Genomic DNA, 25,901 nt, shown 5'->3' on the forward strand with positions numbered 1-25,901 from the left:
GACGCCGCCCGGCGTCGGCATCTTCGGCGGCTTCGACCAGAGGGTTGTCAGGGTTCATTTCCCAGCTCGCGGTGGTTGATCAGGCACGCCCCTGACCAGGGGATTCGCCTTCACCTCACCCCTACCTGGGAATTGTCATGCTCAAATGGGCTTTGCTCGCGCTTGCCATTGTTTTCGAAGTTTTCGCCACTCTGATGCTCAAATACTCCAACGGCTTCACCCGGTTGTGGCCCACGGTCGGCCTGGTCTGCGGCTACGCACTGGCCTTCTACCTGGAGGCGCAGGTGATCCGGCTCGGCGTGCCGGTCGGGGTCACCTACGCGATCTGGGCCGGCAGCGGGATCGTGCTGGTCGCGGTGGCCGGGAAGGTGCTGTTCGCGGACGCGGTGAACGGGCTCACGCTGGCCGGGATCGGCCTGATCGTGGCGGGGGTGCTGGTGGTGCAGGTCTCGACCAGCCTCGCGCACTGACGCGCGGTGGGGGGCGGCGCCGCGGGCGGCGTGGCGAGGTGGTGGGGGCGGGGCGACTGCCTCACCCCCACCACCCCAACTGCTCAGCCCAGTGCGCGCAGGTGCGGCACCAGCAGGCGGATCGCGCGGCCGCGGTGCGAGTCGGCGTCCTTCTCCGCGGGGCTCAGCTCCGCCGAGGTCCGGGTCTCGCCCTCGGGCACGAAGATCGGGTCGTAGCCGAAGCCGTTGGTCCCGTGCTGGGCGCGCAGCAGCGTGCCCCGCCATTCCCCGCGCAGCACCACCGGTTCCGCACCGGGCACGACCAGTGCCAGTGCGCAGACGAAGGCCGCGCCGCGGCGCTCGTCCGGGGTGTCGCCGAGCTGGTTCAGCACCAGGTCCAGGTTGGCCTGGTCGTCGCCGTGCTTGCCGGACCAGCGGGCGGAGAGCACGCCGGGCATGCCGTTGAGCGCGTCCACCGCGATACCCGAATCGTCCGCGATGGACGGCAGGCCGGTCGCGGCTGCCGCGTCCACGGCCTTGGCCACGGCGTTGTCCTCGAAGGTCGCGCCGGTCTCGGGGGCCTCCGGGAAGTCAGGGACCTCGTCCAGGCCGATGATCTCGATGCCGTCGAGCTGCTCGGCGGCCACGATCCGGCGGAGTTCGGCCAGTTTCTTGGCGTTGCGGCTGGCCAGCAGGACCCTCATGCCTTCTTGCCCTCCGGCAGCGTGCCCGGGTATGGCAGTTCCAGCGCCTCGGCCTGCAGGCGGCACAGGTCGGCCACCCCGGCCAGGGCCAGGTCGAGCATCTTGTCCAGGGTGGAGCGGGCGAAGGTGGCGCCCTCGCCGGTGCCCTGCACCTCGACCAGGGTGCCCGCGTCGGTGGCCACCACGTTCATGTCGACCTCGGCGCGGGAGTCCTCCTCATACGGCAGGTCCAGCCGCACCCGCCCGTCCACCACACCCACGCTGACCGCGGCGATCTGGCAGGACAGCGGCTTCGGGTCGGCCAGCTTGCCTGCCGCGCCCAGCCAGGTGATCGCGTCGGCCAGTGCCACGTAGGCGCCGGTGATCGCCGCGGTGCGGGTGCCGCCGTCGGCCTGGATGACATCGCAGTCGATCACGATGGTGTTCTCGCCAAGCGCGGACAGGTCGATGCAGGTGCGCAGCGAGCGGCCGATCAGCCTGCTGATCTCGTGCGTGCGCCCGCCGACCCTGCCCTTGATGGACTCCCGGTCGCTGCGGCTGTGCGTTGCCGAGGGCAGCATCGCGTACTCGGCGGTCACCCAGCCCAGTCCGGACCCGGAGCGCCACCGCGGCACCCCCTCGGACACGCTGGCCGCGCAGAGCACCCGGGTCTTGCCGAACTCCACCAGCACCGAACCCGCCGGCCAGTCCTGGTAACCCCGGGTGATCTTGATGTCCCGCAGGGTCTCGTCGTTTCTGCCATCGATGCGCACCACGGCGGTTAGCCTAACTACTTCACTGAACCGCGCCGGAGCGGCCGTCGTATGGAGAGAACATGGACCTGACCACCGTCGACGGCGTGCCCTTGCACCCCTTGGTAGTGCATGCCGTGGTGGTCCTGCTTCCACTGGCCGCGCTGGGCGCCCTGCTGATCGCGATCCGGCCTGCCTGGCGGCGCCGGTTCGGCTGGCCGGTGCTCGGACTCACGCTGGCCGGGGTGGCCTCGGTCCCGGTCGCCCAGTTCAGCGGGCGCGAGCTGAAGCACGCGATCGGCGTGCGCAACCCGCTGATCGAGCAGCACAGCGACCTGGGCAACCAGCTGCTGCCCTACGCGCTGGCCTTCGGCGTGCTGATGGTCCTGTTCCTGGTGGCAGGCCGGAAAGCCGACCAGCAGGCCGAGGCCGGCACGGCGCCCGCGACCTGGCGGCGGGTGGCGGTGGCGGCCGCCGTACTGGTCGCCGCGGCCGGGGTCGCGAGCACCGTGCAGGTGGTGCGGATCGGGCACAGTGGCGCGACCGCGGTGTGGAACGGGGTGGGGACGAGCCGCTGAGGCTCAGCCGACCTGGTAGGTCGCGCCGGGGAAGGCCAGGTCGACCTCGCCGGGGAAGGCCGAGCGGGCCTCGGTGGCCATCTGCTGGCGGTCCGCCCACGGTGGCACGTGCGTGACCACCAGCCTGCGCACCCCGGCCACCGCCGCCAACTGCCCGGCCTCCAGTCCGGACAGGTGCAGGTCGGGCGGGTGGGCCTCGGGCTCGTGCGGCCAGCAGGCCTCGGCCAGCAGCAGATCGGCCGACTCGGCCAGCTTGCGCAGGGCCTCACACGGGCCGGAGTCGCCGGTGTAGGCCAGCGTGCGGCCGTCGGTGGTGAGCCGGAAACCGAAGGCCTCACAGGGATGCGCGACCTGTTCCACGGTCAGCTCGAACGGTCCGATGTGGACAGTCCCGGGGGTGAGCCGGTGGAACTCGTAGACATCGCTGAGGTCGGTCTCGCCGCGTTCGGCCTCACTCGGCGCGTACGCCGCGGCCAGGCGGGTGGCCGCCTCGCTCGGCGCGTACACCGGCAGCCGCCTCGCCCTGGTGTCATAGGGCGGGTCCGGGTGGTACCGGCGCAGCACGGTGAGCGCGGAGAAGTCCGCGCAGTGGTCCGGGTGCAGGTGGGAGAGCACCAGCGCGTCCAGGCCGAACGGGTCGCCATGCCGCTGGAGCGCCCCGAGCACCCCGTTGCCAAGATCCAGGAGCAGGCGGAACCCGTCGGCCTCCACCAGGTATCCGGAAGCAGGCGAGTCAGCGCTGGGCAGGCTGCCGGAACAGCCGAGAACGGTCAGTAGCACCGGATCAGCCTGGCATGGGAGACGATCTCGGAACAGCGCCCGTCATGACGGTACCGAGCTGCGGACCGAGGAAGCGGCGGGCCAGTCTGGCGAACGGCTCGGCCGGACCGGTTGCGGTGAAGGAGTGCTCGACCTCGGCGCCGTCGTCCTGGCGCAGCAGATCGGACTCGGTGAGCACCCGGACCACGTCCTTCGCGGTCTCCTCCGCGCTGGAGACCAGCGTCACCGCGTCGCCCATGGCGAGCTGGATCACGCCGGTGAGCAGCGGGTAGTGCGTGCAGCCGAGCACCAGGGTGTCCACCTCGGCGCGCTGCAACGGTTCCAGGTAGGACTGGGCCAGCCCGAGCACCTGGCGGCCGGAGGTGATGCCGCGCTCCACGAAGTCCACGAACCGGGGGCAGGCCACGCTGGTCACGCTGATGTCCGGGGCGGCGGCGAAGGCGTCCTCGTAGGCACGGGAGGTGATGGTGGCCTTGGTGCCGATCACGCCGATCCGGCCGGTGCGGGTGGTGGCCACCGCACGGCGCACCGCGGGCCGCAGCACCTCGATCACCGGGATGTCGTAGCGCTCGCGGGCGTCGTGCAGACAGGCCGCTGTGGCCGTGTTGCACGCGATGACCAGCAGCTTCACCCCGCTCTCCACCAGCGAGTCGGTGATGGCCAGCGAATGGTCGCGCACCTGGGCGATGGTCAGCGGGCCGTAGGGCCCGTTCCCGGTGTCGCCCACGTAACGCAGCCGCTCGGCCGGAAGCTGGTCCAGCATCGCGCGGGCCACGGTCAGCCCGCCGACGCCGGAGTCGAAGATCCCGATGGGCGCGGTGCTCACGCCCTGATCATGCCAGGCCGCTCCCGGCCGGCCGTCGGCTCGCCCGGCCGGACAGCCAGCCCGCGACCACCCCGGCCACCGCGCCGAAGAGGTGGCCCTGCCAGGACACCCCCGGCGTGCCGGGCAGCACGCCCCAGAGCAGGTAGCCGTAGAAGAAGAACAGCACCACGGCCAGCAGGATCGGCAGCGCCCGGCGCACGAAGATGCCGCGCACCAGCAGGAAGGTCAGCCAGCCGAAGATCAGCCCGGACGCGCCGAGGTGGATCGAGCCGGACTCGCCGGTCAGCCAGGTGCCCAGCCCGCCCACGATCCAGACGGTGGCGGTGACCGCGACGAACTGCCGCAGCCCACCGGCGAAGCAGAGGAAACCGAGCACCAGCAACGGCACCGTGTTCGCGGCCAGGTGGTCCCAGCCCAGGTGCAGCAGCGGGGCCCACAGCACGCCGTCCAGCCCGGACCACTCGCGCGGCACGATGCCGCCGAGGTCCAGCGCGTGCCCGAAGATGGCGTCGATCAGCTCCAGCAGGTACAGCAGGGCGGCGAAGCCGAGGATGACGATGGCAGCCTGCTTGGGCTGCGCCGGGAAGATCCGGCCGGAGTCATCACGCGGAGGCGTGGGCACGGGTAGCGGCTGCACGTCTTCGAGGCTACTGGCCACAGACGGTGCTCACCTCGGGGTTTCCCCGGATATGGTGCCGTCATGGCTGATCGACACGCCGAGATCGCGGTGGCGGGCCCCGCTGAGCTGGGCGAGGGCCCCACCTGGGACGCGGGCTCCGAGACGTTGCTGTGGGTGGACATCCTGGGGCAGCGGGTGCACCGGTACGACCCCAGGACCGGGAGCAACGAGTCGCTGGAGGTGCCGCAGCACGTGGGGGCGGCCAAGCCGCGGTCCCAGGGCGGGCTGGTGCTGAACCTGGCCGAGGGCATCGCGTTGCTGGACGCGGACGGGGTCGGGCGGAACTGGCTGGTCTACTGGGCGCGCGAGGGGGTGCGCGGCAACGACGCGGCGGTGGACCCGATGGGGCGGCTGTGGGCGGGCACCATGCGCTACGACACCGCCACCGGCGGCGGCTGGCTGGCCAGGGTCAACGGGGACGGCGCGGCCAAGGTGGTGCTGGACTCGGTGACGATCAGCAACGGGCTCGGCTGGAGCCCGGACGAGAAGCTCATGTACTACGTGGACACCCCGACCGGGCGGCTGGACGTCTTCGACTACGACCGGGATTCCGGCGAGATCACCAACCGGCGCACCGTGGCCGAGGTGGACCGGGGTTCGCCGGACGGGCTGTGCGTGGACGCGGCGGGCTGCGTGTGGGTGGCGCTGTGGGGCGGCTGGGCGGTGCGCCGCTACACCCCGGACGGGCGGCTGGACGCCGAGTACGAGATGCCGGTGGCCAACCCGACCGCGCCCTGCTTCGGCGGGCCCAGGTTCGAGGACCTGTACGTGACCTCGGCCCGGGTCGGACTGTCCGAGCAGCAGCTCGCGGCGCAGCCGGACGCGGGCGCGTTGTTCGTGCTGCCCGGGGTCGGCTCGGGGCTGCCCAGCGCGGTGTTCACCGGCTGAGCAGCCCGCGGCACAACTAGGCCCAGAGGTGGCCGTCGATGCGTTCGGCGGCCTCTTCCAGGGTGCCGCTGTAGGCGCCGGTGGAGAGGTACTTCCAGCCCGCGTCGGCGATCACGAACACGATGTCGGCCGGGGTGCCGGCCGCCACCGCCTTGTCCGCGGCGGCCAGTGCGGCGTGCAGGATCGCGCCGGTGGAGATGCCGGCGAAGATGCCCTCGGTCTCCAGCAGCTGCCGGGTGCGGCGCAGCGCGTCGTAGGAGCCGACCGAGAACCGGCCGCTGAGCACCGAGGGGTCGTACAGCTCGGGCACGAAGCCCTCGTCCAGGTTGCGCAGGCCGTAGACCAGCTCGCCGTAGCGTGGTTCGGCGGCGATGATCTGCACGTCCGGCTTGTGCTCCCGGAAGTACCGGCCCGCGCCGACCAGGGTGCCGGTGGTGCCGAGGCCCGCCACGAAGTGGGTGATCGTGGGCAGGTCGCGCAGCACCTCGGGCGCGGTGGTCTTGTAGTGCGCGTCCGCGTTGGCCGGGTTGCCGTACTGGTACAGCATCACCCAGTCCGGGTTCTTCTGCGCCAGTTCCTTGGCCACCGCGACCGCCTGGTTGGATCCGCCAGCGGCCGGGGAGAACACGATCTGCGCACCGTAGGCGTGCAGCAGCTGCCGCCGTTCGGTGGAGGTGTTCTCCGGCATCACGCAGATCAGCCGGTAGCCCTTGAGCTTGGCCGCCATGGCCAGCGAGATGCCGGTGTTGCCGGAGGTCGGCTCCAGGATCGTCGCGCCGGGGGTGAGGCTGCCGTCCCGCTCGGCCGCCTCGATCATGGCCAGCGCGGGCCGGTCCTTGATCGAGCCGGTCGGGTTGCGGTCCTCCAGCTTCGCCCACAGGCGCACATCCGCCGCCGGGGACAGCCTCGGCAACCCCACCAGCGGGGTGTCGCCGAGGGCGTCCAGCAGCGAGTCGTACCTAGCCACCGGCGACGGCGGGCAGGATGGTGACGTTGTCGCCATCCTTGACCGCGGCTTCCAGGCCACCGGCGAAGCGCACGTCCTCGTCGTTGACGTAGACGTTGACGAACCGGTGCAGGACGCCTTCCTTCACCAGCCGCGTCTTGAACCCGCCGAACTTGCCATCGAGGTGGTCGATGATCTCCGCGAGGGTCGCGCCCTGGGCCTCGACGGACTTCTCGCCACCGGTGTGCGTGCGCAGGATGGTGGGAATCGAGACGGTGACGGCCATTGCTGACAACTCCTTTTAGTCCACTGTGGACACAAAACAGACAGACGGGATCGCGAGCCGACGGCTCAGCGCGAGTCCGGCACGTCGTCCTTGCCGGTGTTGGCGAACATGTAGGACTCGACGACCTCGACCGGCTCCTCGGTCACCACACCGTCCACGATCCGGTACGAGCGCAGCTCGTGCACCTCGGGGTCGCGGGTGGAGACCAGCACGTAGTGCGCGTCCGGCTCGGAGGCGAAGGAGATGTCGGTGCGCGAGGGGTATGCCTCGGTCGCGGTGTGCGAGTGGTAGATGACCACCGGCTCCTCGTCCGCGGCGTCCATCGCCCGCCACACCCGCAGCTGCTCGCCGGAGTCGAACCGGTAGAAGGTGGGCGAACGCTCGGCGTTGACCATCTCGATGAAGCGTTCCGGCCGGTCGGACCCGGCTGGGCCGGCGATCACCCCACACGCCTCGTCCGGGTGGTCCCGGCGGGCGTGTTCGACCATCGCGTCCGCGAGGTCCTGTCGAATCACCAGCACGCCGACCATCCTAAATGACCGTGGGAACCCCTTCTCAGGATTTGGGAGCAGGTCCATCAGCCGGGAGGCAGACCGGGTGACCGGCGGCCTCGATGGCGGCGTCGATGGCCGGGAACGCGGCCCGGACCAGCAGATGCTGCATATGGCCGCAGAACGCGGCGATCTGCCCGTTCCGGCCGGAGGCCGCCGAACGGCGGCGGTGCCCCAGGTAGCAGAGCCGGACCTGGGACAGCACCGCGATCCATCGGCTCAGCTCCTCACCGCTCAACCGCACCGGCACGCCCGCGACCAGTCCGGTGTCGACCCGGTCGGCGGCGTGCAGGATCTCCCGGCGCAGCCACGGCTCGTGGTGCTCGCGGAACCGCCCGGCCGCCGGCTCCTGGTCGTAGCCGTCCGGCAGCAGGTCGTGCAGACCGCGGCGCGCGGGCAGCCGGGACCGGCGCGGGCGGCCCAGCGGCCTGTGCGCGGTGGTCCAGCGCTTCTCCCTGGACTCGATCAGCCAGCGCAGCAGGTTGAGGCCGATGCCCAGCTCGACCACGGCGTGCTCGTCCAGCACCAGCACGGCCGCCCCGCCCTCGGCGGTGACCGTGACGCACTCGTGAGTGGGCGCGGGAACGGACATCACTGGGTCACCGCCACGGTCGCGTCGATCCCGTGGAAGTGCATCTGGGCCACCACGCGCTCGGCCTCGTCCGCCGAGGTGTAGCAGGCGACCTCGGCTTTGCCCTCGTTGTGCACCAGCAGCATCAGTCGCACCGCTTCCTCCGGCGCGATCCGGCACACCTCGGCGAGCGCGTAGGCGACCACGCTCATCTGGGTGGCCTTGTCGTCGTGCAGGACTACCGGGAACATGCGCGGACTATAGGAGCGCCGAGGGGAACACGTCCCGGAAAGCGGGCAATCCCGGGATCCCGGTGGCCGCCAGCACGGCGTGCGTGATCGCCCGGGAGACCACGTCCGCGGCCACCCCGCACAGCTCGTCCAGCGCGCCGGCCCGGCCCGCGTCGCCGAAGATCGCGTCCGCGGCGACCAGCTCGCGCTTGGCGGTGGACAGGGCGAAGAAGGTGTCGCCGTCGAACATCGAGTGCGCCGGGCGGACCGCGCGGGCCAGGCCGTCGTGCGCGACCACGGCCAGGCGGCGGCATTCGGCCTTGCTCAGGGTGGCGTCGGTGGCGATGACGCCGATGGTGGTGTTGAGCTTGCTGGCCGGGAACTCCGGGCTGACCGCGGCGAGTTCGCGCTGGTCAGGGGCTCGCAGGCGGAACTCCTCGGCCAGGCCGAGCTGGGTGGCCCAGGGCAGGCCGGTGGGGGCGAGCACGTCGCCGTGCGGGTTGGCTGCGACCAGGGCGCCCACGGTGGTGCCGTCGGGCAGCACCGCGCTGGCCGTGCCAAGGCCGCCCTTGAGCCAGCCCGCCTGGGCTCCCGCGCCCGCGCCGACGGTGCCCTGTTCGATCGGGCCGTCGGTGGCCGCGGCGCAGGCCAGTGCGCCGAACTCGGCGTCCGGGCGGTTGCCCCAGGTGTTGTGCCACAGGTCGAACAGCACCGCGGCCGGGACGATCGGCACCACCTGCTCCGGGCCGGGGCCGACCGGGAAGCCCTGGTGGGCGGCCGCCAGGTGTCGCATCACGCCGTCCGCGGCGGCCAGGCCGTAGGCACTGCCGCCGGAGAGGCAGATCGCGTTGACCCGCTGGACCAGGTGCGAGGGGTCCAGCAGGTCGGTCTCCCTGGTGCCGGGGCCGCCGCCGCGCACGTCCACCGCGCCCACCGCGCCGTCGGGGGCCAGCACCACCGTGGTCCCGGTGGCCCAGCCCGCGCCGAGGCGGTGGTGCTGCCCGACCAGCAGGCCGGGCACGTCGGTGAGCGCGTTGCGCACCCCGGCGATCATTCCTCGTCGTCGCCGGAGAGGGTGGCGATCAGCGTGTCCTGCACCCAGGTCAGCCATTGGTAGACGCCCATGTGCGCGGACCGGGTGTCGTCGGTCTCGCCCTCCAGCGGCTCCTCAGGGGTGTCCTCGCTGATGTCCAGCGCGGTGCCCAGGGCCAGCCGGACGTCGTTGATCGCGGACAGCCAGGCCTCGGCCTGCTCCTCGCTCAGCGCGGCCACGCCACCATCACGCGGGCAGGTGGTCAGCACCACCTCGGCCACCCCGGTCTTGGCCTCCAGCAACTGCGGCTCGTAGATCGAGCGCAGCGCGGCGGCCGAGTCGGCGTCGGCGGGCGGCAGGTCGCCGTCCTCGTCACCGCGGTGGAAGTCGGGCAGCAGCCGGGCGACGATTCGGTTGTCCGGCGGGGTGGACGGACCGGTGCGGATGCCGGTGATCAGGGCCAGCTCGTCCTGGGGCGCCTCATCGGCGCGCTCCTCGAGCATCTCCTTGATCTGGCTGACCATGCCGCGCAGCACCGCGGCCTCCTGCTGGGTCAGCTCGGCGACGAGCTGGCCGCCGTCGCGGCGCCAGCCGATCACGTGTCACGCTGCATGGTCGCCCACAGGCCGGCGGCATGCAGTTTGGCCACGTCGGCCTCGCACTTCTCCTTGTCCCCTGAAGACACGATCGCCTTCCCCTTGTGGTGCACGTCGAGCATCAGCTTGGTCGCCTTGTCGCGACTGAAACCGAACAGTTTCTGGAGGACATAGGTCACGTAGGACATCAGGTTCACCGGGTCGTTCCAGACCACGGTCATCCAGGGCCGGTCAGCGGCGACGGTTTCGTCGCTGGTGGGCTCGACCTCTGTCCTCTCCAGCTCCAGGGGCATGGACATGACTCCATGGTGTCATGAGCCACTGGAGCGGCGCAGCGAAGGAGCCCCGTTCGGGGAGGACGCGGACTACGGTGATCACATGACGGCCGCGGACCGTGCGGAGAGCACCGCGTTGCTCACCGACCACTACGAACTCACCATGCTCGCCGGAGCGCTGCGCAACGGCACCGCCGAACGGCGCTGCGTGTTCGAGCTGTTCGCCCGCCGACTGCCCAACGGGCGCCGGTATGGCGTGGTGGCGGGCATCGGACGGCTGCTCGACGCGATCGAGAAGTTCCGCTTCAACGACGCCGAGATCCACCGGTTACGGGACTCCGGCGTGGTGGACGAGGACACCCTCGGCTGGCTGGCCGACTACCGCTTCGGCGGCGACATCCTCGGCTACCCCGAGGGCGAGCTGTACTTCCCCGGCTCCCCTGTGCTCACCGTCACATCCGGCTTCGGTGAGGGCGTGCTGCTGGAGACGCTCGCGCTGTCCATCCTCAACCACGACTGCGCGGTGGCCTCGGCCGCGGCGCGGATGGTGTCGGCGGCCAACGGGCGCGGGCTGATCGAGATGGGCACCCGGCGCACGCACGAGGAGGCCGCGGTGGCCGCGGCCCGGTGCGCCTACCTGGCCGGGTTCACCGCCACCTCCAACCTGGAGGCCGGTCGCCGCTACGGCATCCCCACCGCCGGGACCTGCGCGCACGCCTTCACCCTGCTGCACGACTCCGAAGAGGACGCCTTCCGCGCCCAGGTCGAGGCGCTGGGCGTGCACACCACCCTGCTGGTGGACACCTACGACATCACCAAGGGCATCAAGACCGCGGTCGAGGTCGCGGGCAGCGAACTGGGCGCGGTGCGGATCGACTCCGGCGACCTGGGCGTGCTGGCCCGGCAGGCCCGCACCCAGCTGGACGAGCTGGGCGCGCCGGCCACCCGGATCGTGGTCTCCGGCGACCTGGACGAGTACGCCATCGCCGCGCTGCGGGCCGAGCCGGTGGACGCCTACGGGGTGGGCACCTCGCTGGTCACCGGCTCCGGCGCGCCGACCGCCGGCATGGTCTACAAGCTGGTCGAGGTCGAGGGCCGCCCGGTGGCCAAGCGCAGCTCGCACAAGGAGTCCAGGGGCGGGCAGAAGGCCGCGCTGCGGCGGCACAAGCCGACCGGCACCGCGACCGAGGAGGTCGTCTACCGGCTGGCGGGCGAGCAGCCGGAGCGGCTGGACGGCGATGTCGAGCTGCAGATCCCCCTGGTGCGCGCTGGACAGCGGGCCGGGGACCTGCCCACCCTGGAGGACGGCCGCGAACGGCTGCGTCAGGCGTTGGTCAGCGTGCCGTGGGAGGGCCTGGCGCTGTCCCAGGGCGAATCGGCCATCCGCACCTCGTTCCTGCCGTAGGAGGCACTGGACATGGCCAACGCGCTGATCATCGTGGACGTGCAGAACGACTTCTGCGAGGGCGGTTCGCTCGCGGTCGCCGGTGGGGCCGCGGTGGCCGCGGCGATCTCCCGGCACGCCCGCGAGCAGGAGTACGACTTCGTGGTGGCGACCAGGGACTACCACATCGATCCCGGGCCGCATTTCAGCGAGACGCCGGACTTCGTGGACTCCTGGCCGGTGCACTGCGTGGCCGGCACCGCCGGCGCGTCCTTCCACCCGGAGCTGGACGTCACCCCGGTGCGGGCGGTGTTCTCCAAGGGCGCCTACGCCGCGGCCTACTCCGGTTTCGAGGGTGCGGGCACCGGCGGCGAATCACTGGCCGACTGGCTGCGGGCGCGCGGGGTGGACCGGGTGGACGTGGTGGGCATCGCCACCGACCACTGCGTGCGGGCCACCGCGCTGGACGCCCGGCAGGCCGGGCTGGCGACCAGGGTGCTGCTGGAGCTGACCGCGGGCGTGGCCAGGCCGACCGTGGAGATCGCGCTCAGCCAGCTGGGTGCGGCCGGGGTCGAGCTGGTCGGCGAACCGACTGTGGCATAAGGGTTCGGGTGTGCCGTCCCGCTCCCACCCGGGACGGCACACCCGGCCCTGCGCCGGACTACCAGGTCGGCTTGCAGGCGGTGACGCCCACGTTGATCGTGCCGCCGATGTCGCCGTAGCCGTCCTGCGGGTCGAGCACGATCCGCATGGCGGTCAACGAGATCGCGCCCTGACCGTCGGTCTCGGACTTGTTCACGATGATCTTGGCCACCGGCGGCTTGGTGGAGTTCTTGCCCGGCACCATCACCACGTGCCCGGACGGCACCGGGTTGGGCAGGCTGAACCCGCTGTAGCCGCCGAGCTTGAACCCGGCCTGGGTGCCGTTCTCGGTGGACTTGCAGGTCGCCTCGAAGGTCTTCACCCGGATCAGCCGCCTGCCGTATTCGGTCGTGTTGAACAGGTTCAGCTCGAACTTGTTGCCCTTGACCAGGATGTTGGCGTCGCCGTTGGGTTCCTTGTTGCAGGCCGTGGTGCCCGCGCCGAAGCTCACGCCGGGGTAGGTCACGCCGGGCGTGGTGCCCGTGCTCTGCCCGTCCACATCACAGCCGATGATCGGCCCGGAGCTGGACGGGTTCGCGCCCTGCACGTTCACCGAGCCCAGCTCGGCGGTGCCCTGGTCGCCGAGATCAGCGGCATAGGCGGGCGAGAGGCCCGCGCTGAGTGCCATGGCGATGGCCGCGCCCACAACACCGATCCGGTACGCACTTCTCGCGTGCATGCCGTCACCCCTTTTCCTGTACCCGTGTGAGCCCGGGTGGCCGGGTGTCGGCCACCTGGGTCGCGCCCACGGTTCATTCATCGACAGCGCGTGGTTGATTGGTAGCCACATCGGACTCCGCCACCCGTTCGAGAAGGTCAAATAACCCGACCGAGGAGTAAGGTCCGATGTGGACACTCAGCGTTGCCAACGTCGCAGGTCAGTGGCTACGGCGTGGTCCCCTCACGCGCTCGCCTTGGTGACCGCGGTGGGCACCCGCAACCGACGGCAGCCCAGCACCACATATCCCCTGACCACCCGGGGCGTGGGCTCCACACAGCCGCTCAGCACGACCTGACAGCCCATCGGCGGGAACCCGGCCTCGCGGGCCAGCCACAGCGCGTGCTGCCGCGCCCTGGCCAGCGCCTCCCTGCGGTTCTCCCCGAACCCGTTGCCCACGAAGGCCGCCACCAGCGTGGTGGGTCGTCTTGATCTTCTCGTCAGGTGCATCGCGCTCTCCCTCAATCGCGTCCACCTCAGTTGATGCCCCTGGGCGGCGGCTCCGGCGCTGCGGACCGGAGCCACCGCCCAGGGAGTTCACCGCCGGCTCAGCGGGTGCAGCTGATCACCACGTTGGCGGTGAAGTAACCGGCCCCGTGCGGGTTGATCCGGCTGTAGGTGGTCACGCACTGGCTCTCCACGTAGCCCTGCAGCGCGGCGGAGTGCAGGGCGTAGTCCATCGCCTGCTTGAGCGCCTTCTTGCCCGAGCCGATGGCCGAGCCCGAACCGCTGAAGATCTGCGTCTCCAGCGTGCCGGCCTCGCTCGCGGCGACCGGGGCGGCGTTGAGGGCGGGTGCGGCCTGCGCCGCGACCGGGGCCAGCATCGCCAGACCGGCGAAGGTCGCGGCCAGCACACCTCGTCGAACCATGGAACCCATTGCTTGTCTCTCCCCTGTTCGTTCCGGACCGACGTAGTCGCGCCTACGTCAGCGGGTACAGCTGATGACCACGTTGGCGCTGAAGTAGCCCGCGCCGTGCGAGTGGGTCCGGCTGTAGGTGGTCACGCACTGGCTCTCCACGTAGCCCTGCAGCGCGGCGGCGTGCAGGGCGTAGTCCATCGCCTGCCGCAGGGCCCGCTTGGGCGAGCCGCCCGCGGAACCCGAACCGCTGAAGATCTGCGTCTCCAGCGCGCCGGCCTCGCTCGCGGCGACCGGAGCGGAGTGGGCGGCGGGTGCGGCCTGCGCCGCCACCGGGGCCAGCATCGCCAGACCGGCGAAGGTCGCGGCCAGCACACCCCGTCGAACCATGGAACCCATTGCTTGTCTCTTTTCTGGTTCTGGACTCACGCACTCCTGCCCAGCTGGGCGAAGGAGTTCCTCGACTGACGACAGCCGAGCACGACATATCCGGCGACCACCCGGTTCACGGGCTCCGCGCAACCGCTCAGCACGACCTCGCACCGCTCGGACGGGAAACCCGCGGTCCTGGCCTGGAACAACGCGTTCTGCCGCGCCCTGGCCAGCGCTTCACGGCGGTTCTCCCCGAACCCGTTCCCGATGAAGGCCGCGACCAGCGAAGGCCGTCCGCGACCGTTGTTCATCGCTGGCAGAAGACGTTCGCGGTGCCGAACCAGAGGCCGATGACGCTGCTCGGCCTGGTGCTGGAGCTGTGCAGGTAGCACTGCGAACGCTGGAAACCGGCCGAGACCGCCTGGCTGAAGGCGAAGTTCGCCGCACTGGCGACGGCGCCGCCCGGGGTGGTGTTCTGCGCGGTCGCGGTGAACATGCGGGTCTCCCGCACCGACGTCGTCCCGGCGTCGGCGGCGAGTGCAGGCGCGGCGGCGCTCAGCACGGCGCCGGTGGCCAGCACGGCGGCACACAGCAACTTCTTCATGGTTGTTCCCCCTGCGTTTCTTCAAGACCGCCGACCCCACCGGCCGACGGAGAAAGGGCCGGGATGGCCTCCGGTGCACACACGGGAGGCCATCCCGCTGAACGCCTGGCCGGGGCGGCACCCGACCGACAGGTTTCGCTGGGGGGCGTGAACGCCACCGATCGACGGCGGCCAGCGCCGGGCCAGACGTTCGTGAAAGGGCCGCCGGGGCGTCCGACTGGGGGGCGCACGCCCCGGCGGCGGTGTCCTCACGGTTTCGACCAGGACCGGCATCCCCCCTGTGGTAGCCGGCCACGCGGGTCAACGCGTGAGGAGTCTGGTCAACTCAGATGCATGCCACGACCGCGTGGCCCTCCCAGTACGGGGGCAGCAGCGGCTGCGCGCTGTACTGGGTCAGGTGGCAGCGCGAGGCGGTGTAGCCGCCGGCCGCCGCCGCCCGGAAAGCGTTGTTCTGGGCCTTCTGGATGGCCTCCTCGCGCTGTTGCGCCAGGCTGCGACCCTCGAAGCTGGCCGCGAGCGCCGAGGTCCCACCGACCTCGGCGGCCTGTGCGGCCGGGGCGAACCCCAGCGCGGCAGCCACCACGAGCACTCCTGCGAGCTTCCGCATGTCTCCCCCTGCTCGTCAGCCTTGGTCGACTGACTTCCCCTTGGTCATTCATCTCAGCTAACGTTGCCTGGACACAAGTTAGACCCGCATGACACGGGCTGTCAACTGACGTGGATGAGTTCCCTCCAACTCGTTCACTTCAGTTGATGCCCGCCGGACTTCCACACCCACAGAGGCGCAGATGACCGACGAGCAGGACCGCCAGCCAGAAGCCGGCACGCTCGCCGAACGGATCGACCACCTTTTCCAGGTGATCCGTCGCCCCAACGGCGAGCAGCACAGCCATGAAGAGGTAGCGAAGGCCTGCCGGGACAGCACCGGTGAGACCTTCTCCGCGACCTACCTCTGGCAACTGCGCACCGGCCGCAGGGACAACCCGACCAAGCGGCACCTGGAGGCCCTGGCCGGTTTCTTCCAGGTGCCACCGGCTTATTTCTTCGACGACGAACAGGGGGCCGCGATCGCCAAAGAGCTGGAGATACTCGGTGCGCTACGCAACAGCGCGGTGCGCGATGTGGCACTGCGCGCGGTGAACCTCTCCGAGGAGGGCCTTGGCACGATCACCGACATCATCGATGCTATTGCACGCAGGGAGGCGCAACGGGGCGAAAGCGAGGGTGCTCGCTGACGCCAAGGGGAGAGACGTGCGGTACTCGCGAAACGCGCTGTGGCGGCGCTGCGCTCAGCTGGTGTCCACTGTGGACATTCCAGAGCCATTCGACGTGCCGCTGCTGGTCGAGTCGCTGGCGGCCAAACGGGGTCGGCCGATCGAGCTGATCCCGTTGGCCGCCAGGCCGAACACGCCGTGCGGGGTGCTGGCCGCCACCGACCGGGCGGACTACGTCTTCTACTCCGTGGACACCTCGCCACTGCACCAGGAGCACATCCTGTTGCACGAGCTGGGCCATTTGCTCTGCGGCCACGCGGGTGACGGCGAACTGCACGAGACGGTGGCCCAGCTGCTGATGCCGAACCTGCCGGTGGAGCTGGTGCGCCGGGTGCTGGGCCGGACGGGCTACGCGCAGGAGCAGGAGCAGGAGGCCGAACTGGTGGCCTCGCTGATCATGCACCGGGCCCGGCGGGCGCGACCGGCGCCGGTCAGCGGCGAACTGGAACGGCTGCGTTCGGCGTTCGGACCGGGGGTCTGAGGTGATCAGTTACATCAGTGCCGGACTGCTGGTGCTGATCAGCGTGGGCAAGTTGCTGGCCAGCAGGGGCGGACCGCCCAGCCCCGGCATGCGCTACCTGATCGGCTTCTTCCTGAGCCTGGCCGCCGGCCTGGTCATCGCGGCCGATCCGACCACCCCGCTGATCATGGCGATCGAGCCGTTCCCGCTGACCGGACGGCTGGTGTCCAACGCCTGCCAGATGCTGGCGGTGCACTTCCTGGTCCGGCTGGCCCGCTCCACCCAGACCCCGGAGCCGCGGACCAGGTTGTGGCCGCTGCTGCTGTGCTGGCTGGCGATGACCGGGCTGATGCTGCACCTGACCCAGAAGCTGCCGGAGTACATCGCCAACGGCGGCACGGACCTGGCCTTCTACCCGAGCGTGGCCGGCTATCAGGCGGTGCTGGTCGGGTACGGGGTGACCTGCCTGGTGATGTTCACCAGGGTGATCATCAAGCACGCCCGGCAGTGCCCGCCCGGCACCTTCCGCACCGGTCTGCGGATGATCGGGCTGGCCGGGGTGACCACGGTGGTGTGGGGGCTGGCGGCCGGACTGCCCTCGGTGTGGCTGGTGCTCTTCCGCACCGAACTGGGTTTGTTCATGCCGCTGGCCCGCGCGCTCGGGCTGGTGGTGGCGCTGCTGTGGGTGGTGGGCGCGGTGCTGACCACCTGGCAGGGCGTGCTGGAGCGGCCGCGCCGGTGGCTGGCGGCCTATCGCGGCTACCGGGCGGTGACGCCGCTGTGGTCGGTGCTGGTGCGCGCGCTGCCGGGGATCGTGCTGGCCTCGCCGCCGGGCTGGCCGGTGCGGATCGAGTTCGCGCTGTACCGGCGGCTGATCGAGATCAGGGACGCCTTCCTGACCCTGCGCGCGCAGGTGCCGCCGGAGGTGCCGGACTGGGTGCGCGCGGCGGCCCGGCGGCACGGGGTGGCCGCGGTGCCCGCGGTGCTGGCCGCGGCCGAACTGGCCGCGGCGCTGGCCGTGCGGGAGACCGGCCAGCGCTGGCCGCAACCGGCGGTGGACACGGCCGCGTCGACGGCCAGCATCGAGGCCGAGACGGCCTGGCTGACCGAGGTCTCGGCCGCCTTCGCCGACTCGCCGGTTGTAGCCGAGGTCAGGGCCCGCGCCGGAGCGACCTACGTCACAACGGCCGAAGCCGCCTGATTTTTGTAGGTCTCCGACAATTTCGCCCGGGTCCGCGCCGAGTTAGGGTCAGCGGGCAAGAGATCCCACGTCTCCTGGAGGTCACGGGTGTCCGTGCTCACCGTCTCACCGCAGCGCCGGGTCCTGGCCGACCTGGTGCCCGGCGCCCTGGTCCGCGATATCGCGCTGGTGCTCGGCGGCGCCGCGCTGACCGGCCTGGCCGCGCAGATCGCGGTGCCCATCCCGGGCAGCCCGGTGCCGGTGACCGCCCAGACCTTCGCCGCCCTGCTGGTGGGCGCGACCCTGGGCTGGCAGCGCGGCGCGCTGTCCATGCTGGTCTACCTGCTGGCCGGCCTGGCAGGCGTGCCCTGGCACACCAGCGCGGGCTCGGCCACCATCGGCTACATCGTCGGCTTCGTACTGGCAGGCGCCCTGGTCGGCGCGCTGGCCCAGCGCGGCGGCGACCGCACCCCACTGCGCACCGCGGGCACCATGCTGCTGGGCAACGCGGTGATCTACGCCGTCGGCGTGCCCTGGCTGATGCTCGCGGCCGACTTCACCGTGTCCGAGGCCCTGGTCAAGGGCCTGCTGCCGTTCCTGATCGGCGACCTGGTCAAGACCGCCCTCGCCGCCGGGCTGCTGCCGGCCGCCTGGGCGCTGGTGGGTCGTCGCGACTCCTGATCTCCGCCTGGAGTGAAAGGCCCCCGGTCGCCACCCGGGGGCCTTCGGCGTCTTACCGCCACACTGGAGGCGTGATCGCCGACCCCGCAATCATCAGCTTCCGGCCAGACGCGGAGACCCATGTGGCACCGCACGAGCTGATGCGGGCCAGCCATACCGACCGCAGCACGGTGATCCGGCGCGCGATTGCGCTGGCCGCGCACGAAGTGGCGGCCAGCGACAGTGACCGTGCCGAACTGAGCACGGTGCGGGCGGAGTTGGCAGACCTGTGCCCCTGGTGATTCAGCCGGGCGTGTGCCCTCGGGAAGCTCCCGCAGCCGCCGAGTGTTTGCCGATGTCGTACGCCTGATTGGCCGTTGTGGACGCGAGAATCCGAGGCACGCCAGCCCTGTCGTACCGGTAGACCCAAACCTGCGTACCACTTTGGCCAACGTGGCGTACGAGTTCGGCCAACACTCCGGGGGTCAGTGCACGGTGACCACCGCGGTCAGCGGCAGGTCCCGGCTGCTGCGCCCGATCTCGGCCAGGTAGCTGCCGTGTTCCCGGACCCAGTCGCCGCGCTGCTCGTCGTAGACGGCGAAGGCCTTGGCCGCCAAGGCGATCTCCACCTCCACCGTCTCCCCCGGGCCGGCCTCGGCCACCGCGAACCCGGCCAGCACCCGGGGTGGGCGGTCGTAGCGGCTGGCGTGCCGGCCCAGGTAGACCTGGACGATCTCGCGGCCGGGGCGGGTGCCGGTGTTGGTCAGGGTGACCCGGACCGGGACGGGCTCGCCGGTGTGCAGGGTGGCGGCGGAGATCGCGGGGGTGGCCTGCGCGGCCACGTAGTCCCAGGTGGTGTAGCCCAGGCCGTGGCCGAAGCAGAAGGCCGGGTCCAGGCGGTGCTGGTCGTAGGCGCGGTAGCCGATCAGCAGGCCCTCGGCGTAGTGCAGCACGCCCTCGGTGGGGGTGGTGTCCAGGACCGGGGCCTGTTCGGCCGTGCGCGGGAAGGTGGTGGGCAGGCGGCCGCCGGGTTCGGCCCGGCCGTGCAGCACGTCGGCCAGGGCGTGACCGGCTTCCTGGCCGGGGAACCAGGTGTAGAGGATCGCGGCGACCTCGTCGGCCCAGGGCATCAGCACCGGTGAGCCCGCGTTGACCACGACCACGGTGCGTGGGTTGGCCGCGGCGACCCGGCGGATCAGCTCGTCCTGGCCTGGCGGGAGTTCCAGGGTGGTGCGGTCGTGCGACTCGCTCTCCAGGTCGGCGTTGGTGCCGACCACGACCACCGCCACCTCGGCCGCCGCGGCCTGCCGGACCGCCTCGGCCAGCTCGGCCTCGGCGTCCCGGCCGGGGGCGCGGTGGGTGAGGCCGCAACGCAGGTAGCCGTGTGGGGCGGCGATCGGCAGGTGCGCCACCACCAGTTCCACCGGAGTGTCCACATCGGACAGTTCGATGGCGCCGAGCTGCTCGGTGATGTTGTCGAAGCTGTCCACCAGGCTGCCCCAGCCCGCGCGCACCGGTTCGACGATCCGCTGCCCGGCCACGGTGAGGCTGGTCGGGCCGAGCGCGGTGACGCCGAAGGTGTGCGTGCCCGCGACCCGCGGCCGGTAGTGCGCGCGCATGGTCACCTGGAGGTCGGCCCGGCGCCATTGCTGTTCGGGCAGGCCGAGCCAGGCCAGCCGGGCGGTCTCCCGGTGCTCGCTGCCCAGGAACTCGCCGTCCGTGGTGCGGTACTCGACCCGGAAGCCGGGTTCGCCGGTCTCCGGGTCGGTGCAGTCGGCCAGGTTGATCAGCGGTTGCCGACCGCCGGGCCGGACGCCCTCGACCGGGTCCAGGCCGAGGCCCTGTGCGAAGCTGACCACCCGGCGCGGGGACAGGTCGGCGCTGCCGCCGCCGCGGGTGGCGGTGTGCGCGGCGTTCGGGCCGATCAGCGCGATCCGGGTGCCCTCGGCCAGTGGCAGCAGGGCGTTCTCGTTGCGCAGCAGCACCATGCCGCGGGTGGCGGCCTCGCGCAGCAGGTCGGTCTGCACGGCCGAGCCGACCGGGTAGGGGCTGGTCACCTCGGGCACCGGGAAGCCGTCCAGCACACCGGTCTCGGCGGCCAGCCTGAGCAACCGCAAGACCTTGTCGTCGATCTCGGACTCGGGTACCTCGCCGGCGCGCACGGCCTGGACGAGCTGCTCGCCCCACGGGCCGTCCGGGCCCGGCATGACCAGGTCCAGGCCGCCGGTTGCCGAGTCGGCGGTGCTGCGGGCGGCGGTCCAGTCCGAGACGATCGGGCCCTGGAAGCCCCATTCGCCCTTGAGCACGCCGACCTGGAGCGGGTGGTTCTCGGTCATCGTGGTGCCGCGCACCGCGTTGTAGGCGGCCATCACCACCTTGACCCCGCCTGCCCGCACCACCGCCTCGAACGGGGCCAGGTACAGCTCGCGCAGCGCGCGTTCGGCCAGGTCCACGCTGAGGGTGAAGCGCTGGTTCTCCGAGTCGTTGGCCACGAAGTGCTTGGCGCAGGCCGCGACCCCGCCCGCCTGCACCCCGCGCACGTAGGCCAGGCCGATCTCGCTGACCAGCAGCGGATCCTCGGAGAAGCACTCGAAGTGACGGCCGCCCAGCGGGCTGCGGTGCAGGTTGATGGTGGGCGCGAGCAGCACCTGGGCGCCCTTGGCCCTGGTCTCCTCGGCCAGCAGCAGGCCGATCCGGTGCACCAGCGCGGTGTCCCAGGTGGCGGCCAGCGCGGTCGGGCTGGGGGTGTGCGCGGAGGGGTCGCGCTCGTCGAAGTGGGTGCCGCGGGCGCCTGCCGGGCCGTCGGTCATCACCAGGCGACGCAGGCCGATCCTGGGCTCGGCGGGCAGGCCCCAGGCGTCGGCGCCGGTGAGCAGGCGGATTTTGCCGGGTAGGTCGAGTGCGCCGATCAGGGCCTTCAGCCGGTCCTCGATTGTGTCGGCGCTGCTCATCCAGGCTCCTCCAGACATCGTTGTACTGGCTGCGACACCACCGTATCGCCGGAGGACGGGCTTGTCGGCGGCGCGCGGTAGCGTTCTTCGCGTGCCCGAAGCCCTCACCCTGCAGCAGAACCTGACCACGGTCCCGGACGTCCGCACGCTGCTGTCCGCGGCCGTCGGCGGCGTGGGCGGCACCGAACGGCCAGGTCAGGTGGACATGGCCGAGGCGGTGGCCAAGGCGATCCGCACCGGCGAGCACCTGGCCGTGCAGGCGGGCACCGGCACCGGGAAGTCCCTGGCCTACCTGGTGCCCTCGGTGCACCACGCGGTCGCCGAGGCGGCCACCGTGGTGATCTCCACCGCCACCATCGCGTTGCAGCGCCAGCTGGTCGACCGGGATCTGCCTAGGCTGGCCAAGACGCTCAAGCCGTTGCTGGGCCGGGAACCCACCTTCGCCATCCTCAAGGGGCGGCGGAACTACCTGTGCATGCAGCGGGTGCACACCGGCGCGCCGGATGAGCCCGAGGAGCAGGCGCTGTTCGACCCGTTCGCGGTCTCCGCGCTGGGCAGGCACGTCAAGCGGTTGCACGAGTGGTCATCGGAGACCGAGACCGGCGACCGGGACGAGCTGGTGCCCGGCGTGCCGGACCAGGCGTGGCGGCAGGTGTCGGTGACCGCGAAGGAGTGCGTTGGCGCGGCCAAGTGCCCGATCGGCCAGGACTGCTTCGCCGAGCGGGCCCGCGCCGAGGCCGGGCGGGCCGATGTGGTGGTCACCAACCACGCGCTGCTGGCCATCGACGCGCTGGAGGGCTACAAGGTCCTGCCCGAACACGACGTGGTGGTCGTGGACGAGGCGCACGACCTGGTCGACCGGGTCACCTCGGTGGCCACCGCCGAGCTGACCAGCACCGCCATCGCGGTGGCCGCCCGGCGCTGCGGCCGCCTGGTGGAACAGGACATCGCCGACGCGCTGCTGGAGGCCGCGGACAACCTGTCGCTGACCCTGCAGGAGCTGGAACCGGGCCGGATCGACCAGTTGCCGCAGGTGCTGGGCGGCGCGCTGGCCGCGGTGCGCAACGCCGCGCACGCCTGCATCAGCGCGATGGGCCCGGAACGCAAGGAGGACATCGAGGGCACCGCGGCACGCAAGCTGGCGCTCTCGGTGCTGGACGAGGTGCACGACACCGCGGTCCGGCTGCTGGCCGCCTTCGAGGCCGAGCCGGACAAGCGGCACGACGTGGTCTGGCTGGCCGGTGATTTCGGCGAGTTCAACCGGGCCCCCTCGCTGCGGGTGGCCCCGCTGGGGGTGGGCGGCCTGCTCCGCGAACGCCTCTTCGCCCAGCGCACGGTCATCCTGACCTCGGCCACCCTGGCCCTCGGCGGCAGCTTCGACACCCTGGCCAGGCAATGGGGCCTGTCCGGCAACGGAAAACCCGCCTCCGACCCGGACGCCCCCGCCGACCGCAAGGCCGATGGCACCGCCACCGACAAGGCCCCACCGTCCACTTCAGACAGTCCAGAGTGGACAGGCATGGACGTGGGCTCGCCCTTCGAGCACCGCTCCAGCGGCATCCTCTACGTGGCCAAGCACCTGCCCTCCCCCGGCCGCGACGGCCTGGCCGAGGCCTACCTGGACGAGCTGACCGGCCTGGTGGAGGCCGCGGGTGGCCGGACCCTCGGCCTGTTCTCCTCGATGCGCGCGGCCAAACAGGCCAGCGAGGCCCTGCGCGAGCGGGTCAAGTTCCCGATCCTGTGCCAGGGCGAGGACGCGACCAGCCAGCTGGTGAAGAAGTTCGCCGAGGACGTGCAGACGTGTTTGTTCGGCACGCTGTCGCTGTGGCAGGGGGTGGACGTGCCGGGCCCCGCGCTGCAACTGGTGGTGATGGACCGGATCCCGTTCCCCCGCCCGGACGACCCACTGGCCTCGGCCCGGCAGCGCGCGGTGCAGGCCAGGGGCGGCAACGGCTTCCTGACCGTGGCAGGCACGCACGCGGCCCTGCTGCTGGCCCAGGGCGCGGGGCGGTTGCTGCGGTCCAACGACGACAAGGGCGTGATCGCGGTACTGGACTCCCGGCTGGTGACGGCCCGGTACGGCGGTTTCCTGCGTGCCTCGCTGCCGCCGTTCTGGATGACCACCGATCCCGAGGTGGTCAAGGCCGCGCTCAAGCGGATCGACACCTGAGCGCGGCTCGTCCGCAGGATCAGACCTTCACCTTGACCGACACGGTCGCGCCGCGGCTCAGGTCCTCGTAGGCGCGCTTGCGGTCCACGCCGATGTACCAGGTCTGCTGCCCCTCGAAGGTGCCGCCGAGCACGACCTCCTTGACCGCGCCCTCGCCGGGCAGGCGCTTGGGGCCGCGGTAGGTGTCCTGGGTCCAGTTGTAGCAGGAGACGATGACCCGGATGAAGGCGTTGCCCTTGATGGCGATCGGGTCGCCGCTGCCGTCCTGGGTGGGCCGCTCGCCGGCCGGGAGGTAGGTGATGTTCTTGTCGGTGACCGCGGCCGAGTAGGTGAAGGCGACCCCGACGCCGGTGCTGTCAGCCGAGGTGACGGCCTTCTTCAGCACCACCGGCGTGCAGGCCACCGCCCCGGGAGTGGCCGCGGCGGCCGCCGGGGCGAGCACGGCGCCCAGCGCGAGCAGGGCAGCGCCGGTGCCGGCGAGGCGGCTAAAACCGTTGCGGGAGAGCACCTTCGACATCGAGGTCCTTTCGAGATCGGCGGCCCGGATGACCACCCGTCAGACACCGACTACATCAGAAGATCGTCGGTGAATTCTTCACCTCACAGAAATAGTGATCGGGAACTCTTCGGGTTAGGGTCGAGGTCATGGGGGACACACCACCGCGCATCCGGCTGAGCGCACGACTCCTGGTCCTCGACGAGCAGGACCGGATCCTGTTGTTCCACAACCGCTACGGCCGGACGAACGAACGAACCTGCTGGTCCACCCCTGGCGGCGGGGTCAACGACGGCGAGCCGCTGGCCGAGGCCGCGGCGCGGGAACTCCGCGAGGAGACCGGACTGCGGGTCACCGCGGCCGAGGTCGGCCCGGTGGTCGCGACCACCTCTGGCAGGTGGACCTACAGCCGGACCCCGACCCTGGCCACCGAGTACTACTTCCACCTGCGGGTGCCCGCCTTCACCGTGGACACCACGGCCCAGGAGGCAGGCGAGCTGTCGCACCTGCTCGGGCACCGGTGGTGGCCGGTGGCGGAACTGGGGTCGATTCCCGCGCAGGTGCTGCCGATCGGACTGGCGGAGCTGTTGCGGGCACTGGAGAACGGGCCGCCGGTGGAGCCGATCACGTTGACCTGGTTCGGCTAAGAACGTATGCGGTCGGCCGGTCCGGTCGGCGAGGATCGGCGGGTGCCGATTCTTGTGGAACCCGCGCTACCCACCGGTCACCTGCGCGACCGGCCCCAGCCCCGGCTGTCCATCGACGACGAACTGACCCTGCGCCCCTGGCAGGCCGGGGACGCCGAGGCGGTCCGGACCGCCTTCGGCTGTCCGGAGATCCAGCGCTGGCACGTGCGGCGGATCGACACCGCCGCCGAGGCCCTGGACTGGATCGAGGGCTGGGGCCCGCGCTGGCTGGCGGATCGGGACGTCAGCTGGGCCGTGGTGGGGCCGGCTGACGAGGTGCTGGGGCAGGCCGGGTTCCGGGGGCTGGACCTGGTGGACGCGACCGCGGAGGTGTCCTACTGGGTGCTGCCCTCGGCGCGTGGGCGTGGGGTGGCGGTGCGGGCGGCCAGGGCGGTGGTCGGGTGGAGTTTTGCCGAGCTGGGGCTGGCCCGGCTGGGGTTGCGGCATTCCACCGCGAACCTGGGCTCCTGCCGGGTGGCGGAGCGGGCCGGGTTCGCCCTCGAAGGGACGTTGCGCAGTGCGGCGCGGCACGCCGACGGGCGGCATGACATGCACCTGCACGCGGTGGTCAGTGCGGCCAGCTGAACAGCACCGTGACGGTGCCGGGGGCGACCTCGGTGAAGCCGGCGTCGCGGACCGCGGCCACCCGGCGTTCCCGCCAGGCGGTGGCCGGGTTGGGGCCGGGGTGCAGTTTGGCCCAGTCGGCGCGGGTGGCGGTGCGGACGGCGCAGGCGTAGCCCTGGTCTGACCAGCGGGCCAGGTCCGCCGGGGGCAGCAGGGCGGCGCCGATCATGGTGGCGTGGCCGACCTGGGCGGCGGCCTTGCCGACGGTCATCTCCACCTCGGGGTTGAGCCACAGCACGGGGCGGTCGTCCGGGGGTGGGCCCGGGGTGTCGTCGGGGAGTTCGCTGCCGGAGATCTGCAGGCGGGACAACACCTTCGGCGATTCCGCGACCAGGCCGGGGACCAGGGCGCGGACCTGCGCGCCCTGGTGGGACACGGTGATGCCGGGGAGTTCCTGGACGGCGTCCCAGTGCGCGCCGCGGGCGCGGCGGGAGACCTTGCGGATGCGGTTGTCCAGCCACAGCCGGATCTCCTCGTGCCATTCCCCCTCGGGCTCGGCCTCGGGGGCCAGGCAGACGGCGAGTGACGCGGTCGCGGCGGCTTCCAGCAATGCGGTGCGCGGGGCGGGGTCCTGGCGTTCGATGCGTAGGACCAACGGCATGGCTCGGACCGTCGCCGGGTCCTCGTCGCTGGTGTCCACTGTGGACTGGGCTGGTAGCCCTAGCCAGGTGGCGTAGCGGGCGGCCAGGGGTTCGAGCAT

At 71.5% G+C, this 25,901-nt stretch carries 36 protein-coding genes; 13 read left to right on the plus strand and 23 right to left on the minus strand.

Translation table 11 applies throughout. From position 1 onward, the window contains the following. Nucleotides 1-137 precede the first annotated feature (137 nt). Entirely contained in the window at nucleotides 138-470 is a 333-nt protein-coding gene (locus tag HNR67_RS42620; protein ID WP_185009617.1) for a DMT family transporter, read from the plus strand. Nucleotides 471-553: 83 nt separating this feature from the next. Here HNR67_RS42620 and rdgB read toward each other — a convergent pair whose 3' ends face one another. Both rdgB and rph read right to left on the minus strand, forming a co-directional pair. After that, entirely contained in the window at nucleotides 554-1,153 is a 600-nt protein-coding gene (rdgB, locus tag HNR67_RS42625) for an RdgB/HAM1 family non-canonical purine NTP pyrophosphatase (RefSeq protein WP_185009619.1), read from the minus strand. Continuing rightward, nucleotides 1,150-1,908: a ribonuclease PH gene (gene rph, locus HNR67_RS42630; RefSeq protein ID WP_185009621.1), complete on the minus strand. Its 759-nt coding sequence runs from the start codon at nucleotides 1,906-1,908 to the stop codon at nucleotides 1,150-1,152. The genes rdgB and rph overlap by 4 nt, the downstream gene beginning before the upstream one ends. Before the next feature lie 59 nt (nucleotides 1,909-1,967). Here rph and HNR67_RS42635 point away from each other — a divergent pair, with 59 nt between their 5' ends. Beyond that, complete coding sequence (locus HNR67_RS42635) at nucleotides 1,968-2,462, plus strand: DUF2231 domain-containing protein (RefSeq protein ID WP_185009623.1); 495 nt, start codon at nucleotides 1,968-1,970, stop codon at nucleotides 2,460-2,462. 3 nt (nucleotides 2,463-2,465) lie between these two features. On the opposite strand, the gene HNR67_RS42640 is transcribed toward HNR67_RS42635, so the two are convergent. Genes HNR67_RS42640 through HNR67_RS42650 form a run of 3 tightly spaced genes read right to left on the minus strand, consistent with a single transcriptional unit; the run spans nucleotide 2,466 to nucleotide 4,705 of the window. Continuing rightward, a complete protein-coding gene (locus tag HNR67_RS42640) occupies nucleotides 2,466-3,242 on the minus strand; it encodes an MBL fold metallo-hydrolase (RefSeq protein WP_185009625.1) in 777 nt (258 codons plus the stop codon). A gap of 4 nt (nucleotides 3,243-3,246) precedes the next feature. After that, the gene (gene murI, locus HNR67_RS42645) at nucleotides 3,247-4,068 is read right to left on the minus strand and encodes a glutamate racemase (protein ID WP_185009627.1); all 822 of its coding nucleotides are present in this window, start codon (nucleotides 4,066-4,068) and stop codon (nucleotides 3,247-3,249) included. Nucleotides 4,069-4,075: 7 nt separating this feature from the next. Beyond that, nucleotides 4,076-4,705 carry a rhomboid family intramembrane serine protease gene (locus HNR67_RS42650; protein ID WP_312989401.1) on the minus strand — a complete coding sequence of 210 codons (630 nt, stop codon included), beginning with the start codon at nucleotides 4,703-4,705 and terminating at the stop codon, nucleotides 4,076-4,078. 63 nt (nucleotides 4,706-4,768) lie between these two features. On the opposite strand from HNR67_RS42650, the gene HNR67_RS42655 reads away from it, so the two are divergent. Then, nucleotides 4,769-5,635, plus strand: coding sequence for an SMP-30/gluconolactonase/LRE family protein (locus HNR67_RS42655; RefSeq protein ID WP_185009629.1), 867 nt, complete (start codon nucleotides 4,769-4,771; stop codon nucleotides 5,633-5,635). A gap of 16 nt (nucleotides 5,636-5,651) precedes the next feature. On the opposite strand, the gene HNR67_RS42660 is transcribed toward HNR67_RS42655, so the two are convergent. From HNR67_RS42660 to clpS, 8 genes are all read right to left on the minus strand, one after another. Beyond that, nucleotides 5,652-6,602 carry a PLP-dependent cysteine synthase family protein gene (locus HNR67_RS42660; protein ID WP_185009631.1) on the minus strand — a complete coding sequence of 317 codons (951 nt, stop codon included), beginning with the start codon at nucleotides 6,600-6,602 and terminating at the stop codon, nucleotides 5,652-5,654. After that, complete coding sequence (locus HNR67_RS42665) at nucleotides 6,595-6,867, minus strand: MoaD family protein (RefSeq protein ID WP_185009633.1); 273 nt, start codon at nucleotides 6,865-6,867, stop codon at nucleotides 6,595-6,597. The genes HNR67_RS42660 and HNR67_RS42665 overlap by 8 nt, the downstream gene beginning before the upstream one ends. 65 nt (nucleotides 6,868-6,932) lie before the next feature. Further along, a complete protein-coding gene (locus tag HNR67_RS42670) occupies nucleotides 6,933-7,388 on the minus strand; it encodes a M67 family metallopeptidase (RefSeq protein WP_312989404.1) in 456 nt (151 codons plus the stop codon). A gap of 34 nt (nucleotides 7,389-7,422) precedes the next feature. Then, nucleotides 7,423-8,010, minus strand: a complete 588-nt coding sequence (locus HNR67_RS42675; RefSeq protein ID WP_185009637.1) for a DUF2017 family protein — start codon at nucleotides 8,008-8,010, stop codon at nucleotides 7,423-7,425. Next, nucleotides 8,010-8,240: an ATP-dependent Clp protease adaptor ClpS gene (locus tag HNR67_RS42680; protein ID WP_185009640.1), complete on the minus strand. Its 231-nt coding sequence runs from the start codon at nucleotides 8,238-8,240 to the stop codon at nucleotides 8,010-8,012. The genes HNR67_RS42675 and HNR67_RS42680 overlap by 1 nt, the downstream gene beginning before the upstream one ends. A 7-nt stretch (nucleotides 8,241-8,247) precedes the next feature. Then, on the minus strand, nucleotides 8,248-9,273 hold the full coding sequence (locus HNR67_RS42685) for a P1 family peptidase (protein ID WP_185009642.1): 1,026 nt from the start codon (nucleotides 9,271-9,273) through the stop codon (nucleotides 8,248-8,250). Next, nucleotides 9,270-9,851, minus strand: coding sequence for a DUF2017 domain-containing protein (locus HNR67_RS42690; protein WP_185009644.1), 582 nt, complete (start codon nucleotides 9,849-9,851; stop codon nucleotides 9,270-9,272). Before HNR67_RS42690 ends, HNR67_RS42685 begins: the two co-directional genes overlap by 4 nt. Further along, the gene (gene clpS, locus HNR67_RS42695; RefSeq protein ID WP_185009646.1) at nucleotides 9,848-10,147 is read right to left on the minus strand and encodes an ATP-dependent Clp protease adapter ClpS; all 300 of its coding nucleotides are present in this window, start codon (nucleotides 10,145-10,147) and stop codon (nucleotides 9,848-9,850) included. The genes HNR67_RS42690 and clpS overlap by 4 nt, the downstream gene beginning before the upstream one ends. 79 nt (nucleotides 10,148-10,226) lie before the next feature. Between clpS and HNR67_RS42700 the strand changes: the two genes are divergently transcribed. Continuing rightward, on the plus strand, nucleotides 10,227-11,528 hold the full coding sequence (locus HNR67_RS42700; RefSeq protein ID WP_185009648.1) for a nicotinate phosphoribosyltransferase: 1,302 nt from the start codon (nucleotides 10,227-10,229) through the stop codon (nucleotides 11,526-11,528). A 12-nt stretch (nucleotides 11,529-11,540) separates the two neighbouring features. Beyond that, nucleotides 11,541-12,110 (plus strand): isochorismatase family protein, encoded by a 570-nt coding sequence (locus HNR67_RS42705; protein ID WP_185009650.1) that lies wholly within the window; start codon nucleotides 11,541-11,543, stop codon nucleotides 12,108-12,110. 58 nt (nucleotides 12,111-12,168) lie between these two features. Here the strand turns inward: HNR67_RS42705 and HNR67_RS42710 are convergent, their stop codons facing one another. From HNR67_RS42710 to HNR67_RS42740, 7 genes are all read right to left on the minus strand, one after another. Then, nucleotides 12,169-12,828 (minus strand): hypothetical protein, encoded by a 660-nt coding sequence (locus tag HNR67_RS42710; protein ID WP_185009652.1) that lies wholly within the window; start codon nucleotides 12,826-12,828, stop codon nucleotides 12,169-12,171. 222 nt (nucleotides 12,829-13,050) lie between these two features. Next, entirely contained in the window at nucleotides 13,051-13,317 is a 267-nt protein-coding gene (locus tag HNR67_RS42715) for a hypothetical protein (protein ID WP_185009653.1), read from the minus strand. Nucleotides 13,318-13,415: 98 nt separating this feature from the next. Continuing rightward, entirely contained in the window at nucleotides 13,416-13,736 is a 321-nt protein-coding gene (locus HNR67_RS42720) for a hypothetical protein (protein WP_185009655.1), read from the minus strand. Nucleotides 13,737-13,793: 57 nt separating this feature from the next. Then, nucleotides 13,794-14,114, minus strand: coding sequence for a hypothetical protein (locus HNR67_RS42725; RefSeq protein WP_185009657.1), 321 nt, complete (start codon nucleotides 14,112-14,114; stop codon nucleotides 13,794-13,796). Nucleotides 14,115-14,149: 35 nt separating this feature from the next. Further along, complete coding sequence (locus HNR67_RS42730) at nucleotides 14,150-14,407, minus strand: hypothetical protein (RefSeq protein ID WP_185009659.1); 258 nt, start codon at nucleotides 14,405-14,407, stop codon at nucleotides 14,150-14,152. Then, a complete protein-coding gene (locus HNR67_RS42735; protein WP_185009661.1) occupies nucleotides 14,404-14,700 on the minus strand; it encodes a hypothetical protein in 297 nt (98 codons plus the stop codon). The genes HNR67_RS42730 and HNR67_RS42735 overlap by 4 nt, the downstream gene beginning before the upstream one ends. Before the next feature lie 325 nt (nucleotides 14,701-15,025). Continuing rightward, on the minus strand, nucleotides 15,026-15,307 hold the full coding sequence (locus HNR67_RS42740; RefSeq protein ID WP_185009663.1) for a hypothetical protein: 282 nt from the start codon (nucleotides 15,305-15,307) through the stop codon (nucleotides 15,026-15,028). 181 nt (nucleotides 15,308-15,488) lie between these two features. On the opposite strand from HNR67_RS42740, the gene HNR67_RS42745 reads away from it, so the two are divergent. The 5 genes from HNR67_RS42745 to HNR67_RS42765 all read left to right on the plus strand — a co-directional run bounded on the left by HNR67_RS42745 (nucleotide 15,489) and on the right by HNR67_RS42765 (nucleotide 18,576). Next, nucleotides 15,489-15,935, plus strand: coding sequence for an XRE family transcriptional regulator (locus tag HNR67_RS42745; RefSeq protein WP_185009665.1), 447 nt, complete (start codon nucleotides 15,489-15,491; stop codon nucleotides 15,933-15,935). Nucleotides 15,936-15,951: 16 nt separating this feature from the next. Further along, nucleotides 15,952-16,455, plus strand: a complete 504-nt coding sequence (locus tag HNR67_RS42750) for an ImmA/IrrE family metallo-endopeptidase (protein WP_185009667.1) — start codon at nucleotides 15,952-15,954, stop codon at nucleotides 16,453-16,455. A 1-nt stretch (nucleotide 16,456) separates the two neighbouring features. Next, a complete protein-coding gene (locus tag HNR67_RS42755) occupies nucleotides 16,457-17,635 on the plus strand; it encodes an MAB_1171c family putative transporter (protein WP_185009669.1) in 1,179 nt (392 codons plus the stop codon). 87 nt (nucleotides 17,636-17,722) lie between these two features. Beyond that, nucleotides 17,723-18,295 (plus strand): biotin transporter BioY, encoded by a 573-nt coding sequence (locus HNR67_RS42760; RefSeq protein ID WP_185009671.1) that lies wholly within the window; start codon nucleotides 17,723-17,725, stop codon nucleotides 18,293-18,295. A 71-nt stretch (nucleotides 18,296-18,366) separates the two neighbouring features. Next, nucleotides 18,367-18,576 (plus strand): hypothetical protein, encoded by a 210-nt coding sequence (locus tag HNR67_RS42765; protein ID WP_185009673.1) that lies wholly within the window; start codon nucleotides 18,367-18,369, stop codon nucleotides 18,574-18,576. A 183-nt stretch (nucleotides 18,577-18,759) separates the two neighbouring features. Here HNR67_RS42765 and HNR67_RS42770 read toward each other — a convergent pair whose 3' ends face one another. Continuing rightward, nucleotides 18,760-21,225: a glycoside hydrolase family 3 C-terminal domain-containing protein gene (locus HNR67_RS42770; RefSeq protein WP_185009675.1), complete on the minus strand. Its 2,466-nt coding sequence runs from the start codon at nucleotides 21,223-21,225 to the stop codon at nucleotides 18,760-18,762. 205 nt (nucleotides 21,226-21,430) lie between these two features. On the opposite strand from HNR67_RS42770, the gene HNR67_RS42775 reads away from it, so the two are divergent. Next, the gene (locus tag HNR67_RS42775; RefSeq protein WP_281403597.1) at nucleotides 21,431-23,395 is read left to right on the plus strand and encodes an ATP-dependent DNA helicase; all 1,965 of its coding nucleotides are present in this window, start codon (nucleotides 21,431-21,433) and stop codon (nucleotides 23,393-23,395) included. 19 nt (nucleotides 23,396-23,414) lie between these two features. Here HNR67_RS42775 and HNR67_RS42780 read toward each other — a convergent pair whose 3' ends face one another. Further along, nucleotides 23,415-23,912 (minus strand): AMIN-like domain-containing (lipo)protein, encoded by a 498-nt coding sequence (locus HNR67_RS42780; RefSeq protein ID WP_185009677.1) that lies wholly within the window; start codon nucleotides 23,910-23,912, stop codon nucleotides 23,415-23,417. Between the two features lie 128 nt (nucleotides 23,913-24,040). On the opposite strand from HNR67_RS42780, the gene HNR67_RS42785 reads away from it, so the two are divergent. Further along, a complete protein-coding gene (locus HNR67_RS42785; RefSeq protein ID WP_185009679.1) occupies nucleotides 24,041-24,538 on the plus strand; it encodes an NUDIX hydrolase in 498 nt (165 codons plus the stop codon). Nucleotides 24,539-24,580: 42 nt separating this feature from the next. Next, a complete protein-coding gene (locus tag HNR67_RS42790) occupies nucleotides 24,581-25,162 on the plus strand; it encodes a GNAT family N-acetyltransferase (protein ID WP_185009681.1) in 582 nt (193 codons plus the stop codon). Here the strand turns inward: HNR67_RS42790 and HNR67_RS42795 are convergent. Next, nucleotides 25,146-25,901, minus strand: coding sequence for an aminoacyl-tRNA hydrolase (locus HNR67_RS42795; RefSeq protein ID WP_185009683.1), 756 nt, complete (start codon nucleotides 25,899-25,901; stop codon nucleotides 25,146-25,148). The genes HNR67_RS42790 and HNR67_RS42795 overlap by 17 nt on opposite strands.

Origin of the sequence: Crossiella cryophila (assembly GCF_014204915.1) — a bacterium.
In the GTDB taxonomy this organism is placed as follows: Bacteria; Actinomycetota; Actinomycetes; order Mycobacteriales; family Pseudonocardiaceae; genus Crossiella; species Crossiella cryophila.